This is a genomic window from Streptomyces sp. NPDC006997, from assembly GCF_040635175.1.
Classification (GTDB): Bacteria; Actinomycetota; Actinomycetes; order Streptomycetales; family Streptomycetaceae; genus Streptomyces.
This window is the reverse complement of the sequence record NZ_JBEYHH010000089.1, coordinates 1-4,268: the sequence shown is the minus strand read 5'-3', so window position 1 is coordinate 4,268 and position 4,268 is coordinate 1. Positions and strand designations below refer to the sequence as shown.

At 69.8% G+C, this 4,268-nt stretch carries 1 protein-coding gene; it reads right to left on the bottom strand.

All coding sequences use genetic code 11. From position 1 onward, the window contains the following. Positions 1-4,268 (bottom strand): type I polyketide synthase (locus tag ABZ659_RS35740; RefSeq protein ID WP_360229152.1); only part of this gene is annotated, 4,268 nt, incomplete at both ends.

Sequence of the window (4,268 nt, the reverse complement as noted above, 5' to 3'; positions counted from 1 at the left end):
CACCAGATGCCGCGCACCGTACTCACGCACGAAATGCTCAGCGAACGACGCACCCAGACCACCCGTACCACCCGTGATCAGGACCGAGCCCTCGGCATCCCACGGTGAGCGCTCGGCGTCGGCGGCAGGCCGAGTGGCCTTGACCAGGCGCGGCGCGAGCATCCGTCCGGCACGGACGGCCAACTGAGGTTCGCCGGTCGCGAGAACCGCTGCCCAGTCGGGCAGTTCGTCGCCGTCGACGTCGAGGAGCAGGAACCGGTCCGGGTGTTCGGACTGCGCACTGCGTACCAAGCCCCACACCGGGGCCTGCGCCAGGTCCGGCGCCTGCTCACCGACGGCGACCGCGTTGCGGGTCACCACGGCGAGCCGGGTCCCGGAGAGCCGCTCGTCGGCAAGCCACCGCTGGAGCAGACGCAGTGTGCTCTCGGTGACCGCCCGTGTTCCTGCCGCGTCGGCCTGCGTCTCGTCGGTGACCAGGGCGGCGACCATGTCCGGCGCGGCAGCACCCTCGGCCAGTGCCTGCTCCAGGGCGTCGTCGAGGACCGCGACCCGGGGAGTTTCGACATCGGCTTCGACTGCGACCTCGGTCCAGTCGAGGCGGAACAGGGCGTCCCCGTGCTCCCCCCGTGTGTCCTTCAGCTGTGACGGCTCAACCGTGCGGAATGCCAGCTTGGCCACCGAGGCGACGAGTTCGCCGTCTTCGGAGACGATGTCGACGCGCAAGGAGGAATCACCCGCCGAACCGATCCGGACCCGGACCCGGGCCGCGCCGCCCTGACCGAAACGGATACCGGACCACGCGAACGGCAGTCGTGCGGATCCGTCGCCCAGATCGAGCCAGTCGAGTCCGCCGTGCAGGGACGCGTCGAACAGGGCCGGGTGGATACCGAAGCCGCTGGCCGACTCAGTGTCCTCGTCGGGCAGCGCCACCTCGGCGAACACCTCGTCGCCGTCGCGCCACGCGGCCCGCAGGCTCTGGAAGGCCGGTCCGTAATCGAAGCCCAGCTCGGCGAGGCGTGCGTAGAGCGCGTCCACCCCGATCGGTTCCGCATCCGCGGGCGGCCACTGGGCCGGTACCCATGACGTGTCCGCCAGGGTCTCGTCCTGCGCGAGGTGACCGCGCGCGTGGCAGGTTCCCTCAGCCCCACCTTCCTCGGGTTGGGAGTAGATCGCGACCGGTCGGCGGCCGTCCTCCTCGGGCTCCCCGACCGTCACCTGCACACGGACGGCCGTGTCGGCGTCCAGGATCAGCGGTGCCTCAAGAACCAGTTCCTCGACGACCGGGTGGCCAGCCTCCCGTCCGGCCGCACCGGCCAGCTCGACCTGGGTCGTACCCGGCACGACGATCATGCCGAGGACGCCGTGGTCCTGCGTCCACGGCGCGGATTCCTGCGACAGGCGGCCGGTGAACAGCCACTCGTCCCGGTCACCCAACCGCACTCCGGCCGTGAGGATGGGGTGGCCGATGCGTCCGAGACCGGCGGCCGTCGGATCGCCCGCTCCTGCCCCGGGCGCGAGCCAGTAGCGTTCGCGTTGGAAGGCGTAGGTGGGCAGGTCGACGCGCTGGGCGCCGGAGCCGGTGTAGAAGGCGTCCCAGTCGACCGGGAGTCCGGCGATATGAGCGTGACCGAGGAACGCCGCGAACGCCTCCACCTCCGGTACCCGTGCCTTCAGCACGGAGGCGAACACCGCGTCCTCGACGTCCAGCGTCTGCTGGGCGAGAGCGGTGAGTACGGCGTCCGGGCCGACCTCGACGAAGCGGGTCACGCCTTCGGCTGCGAGGGTGCGCACACCGTCGGCGAAGCGGACGGCCTCACGGACATGAGTGACCCAGTACGACGGGTCCGTCAGCTCGGTGGACACCAGTGCGCCGGTCACGTTCGACACCACCGCGATGTTCGGTGTGTGGAAGGTGAGACCTTCAGCCACCGCACGGAACTCATCCAGCACCGGTTCCATGAGCGGGGAATGGAAGGCGTGACTGACCTTCAGCCGCGTCGTCTTACGACCCTCCTGCTGCCACTGCGGCAGCCACTCCTCCAGGGCATCGAGATCGCCGGACACCACAAGAGCCGAAGGCCCGTTCACCGCGGCAACCGACAACCGCCCCTCAAAGCCATCGGTCAGCGACTCGACCACCTCGGCCTCAGTCGCCTGCACCGCGACCATGCCACCACCCGCGGGCAGAGCACCCATCAGACGACCACGCGCCGCCACCAACGCGCACGCATCCGCCAGCGACAGCACACCCGCCACATGCGCACACGCCAGCTCACCCACCGAATGCCCGACCAGCACGTCCGGCCGGACACCCAGCGACTCCAACAGCCGGAACAACGCCACCTCAACAGCGAACAACGCCGCCTGCGTGTACTCCGTACGGTCCAGCAGGGCCGTCTCCGGCGAACCCTCCCCCGCAACCAGCAACCCCTTCAGCGGACGATCAAGATGCGCATCCAACTGGGCGCACACCTCGTCCAAAGCATCCGCGAACACCGGATAAGCGGCAGCCAGTTCCGCGCCCATCCCAGCGCGCTGCGCCCCCTGCCCGGTAAACAGGAAACCGGTCTTACCGAACACCGGCCGACCCGTGAGGAGACTCGCGTTCGGCTGCCCGGCCGCGAGAGCCGACAGTCCCGCCAGCAGACCCTCCCGGTCAGCAGCGGTCACCACCGCCCGCTCCTCAAACTGCGCCCGCGACACCACCGCCGAGAACGCCACATCCACAACATCCAACTCGGCCCGAGCCAGCAGATGCGACCGCAGCCCCTCCGCCTGACCCGCCAACGCGGCGACGGTCTTGCCCGACACCACCACCGGCACCACCGGCGGACGTCGCACCACAGCCACCTCAGCGGCCGGCATCTCCGTCTCCGGTGCCTCCTCGATGATCACGTGGGCGTTGGTGCCGCTGACGCCGAAGGAGGACACACCGGCCCGGCGTGGGCGTTCGCCATCGGCGGGCCACCGCACGGGCTCCGTCAGCAACTCCACGTCACCGAACGACCAGTCCACGTGCGGGGACGGCTCGTCGACGTTGAGCGTGCGAGGCAGCACCCCGTGCTGCATCGCCTTCACCATCTTGATCACACCCGCCACACCCGCAGCAGCAGACGTATGACCAATGTTCGACTTGATCGACCCCAACCTCAGCGGACCCGCCACCCGGTCCTGACCGTAAGTCGCCAGCAGCGCCTGGGCCTCGATCGGGTCACCCAGCCGCGTTCCGGTCCCGTGGCCCTCCACCGCATCCACATCAGCAGGGCTCAAGCCGGCGTTCGCCAACGCCTGACGAATCACCCGCTCCTGCGACGGACCATTCGGAGCCGTCAACCCATTACTCGCACCATCCTGATTGACCGCACTCCCACGGATCACGGCCAGCACACGGTGACCCTTGCGCCGCGCGTCCGACAACCGCTCGACCACGAGCAGACCGAGCCCGTCCGAGAAGCCGGTGCCATCGGCGCCCGCCGCATACGACTTGCACCGACCGTCCTCAGCCAGACCACGCTGACGACTGAACTCCTGCAACAGGAACGGCCCCGTCAACACCGTCACGCCGCCGACCAGGGCCATCGAGCACTCCCCGGAACGCAGCGCCTGCGCCGCCATGTGCATCGCGACCAGCGACGACGAACAGGCCGTGTCGACCGATACCGCGGGCCCCTCCAGCCCCAGGCTGTAGGCGATCCGGCCCGAGACCACGCTCGACGTCGTGCCCGTCAGCCGGAAGCCTTCCAGCTCGGGCGGCGTCGAGGCGCCGTAGCCAGAGGTCACCACACCGGTGAACACGCCTGTGTCCGAGCCGTGGAGCGAGGTCGGGTCCAGTCCGGCGTCCTCGATGGCTTCCCACGCGGCCTCCAGGAGGAGCCGCTGCTGCGGGTCCATCGCGGTCGCCTCACGCGGGCTGATCCCGAAGAAGCCCGCGTCGAAGTCACCGGCGTTCTCCAGGAAGCCGCCGCCCCGCGTGGTCACCGTCCCGGCGTGATCCGGGTCGGGGTCGTAGAGGCGCTCCAGGTCCCAGCCCCGGTCGGTCGGCAGGCCCGAGATCGCGTCCCGGCCCTCCGCCACCAACCGCCACAACTCCTCCGGCGACGTCACCCCACCCGGATAACGACACGCCATACCCACGATCGCCAACGGCTCGTCCGCCGACACCCGACGACGCCTGGAAGGCACCGGCACCGCCACCGGCGCCACACCACCCACCTCGGTCACCAACAGCCGCGCAACCGCCGACGACGTCGGGTGATCAAACACCAACG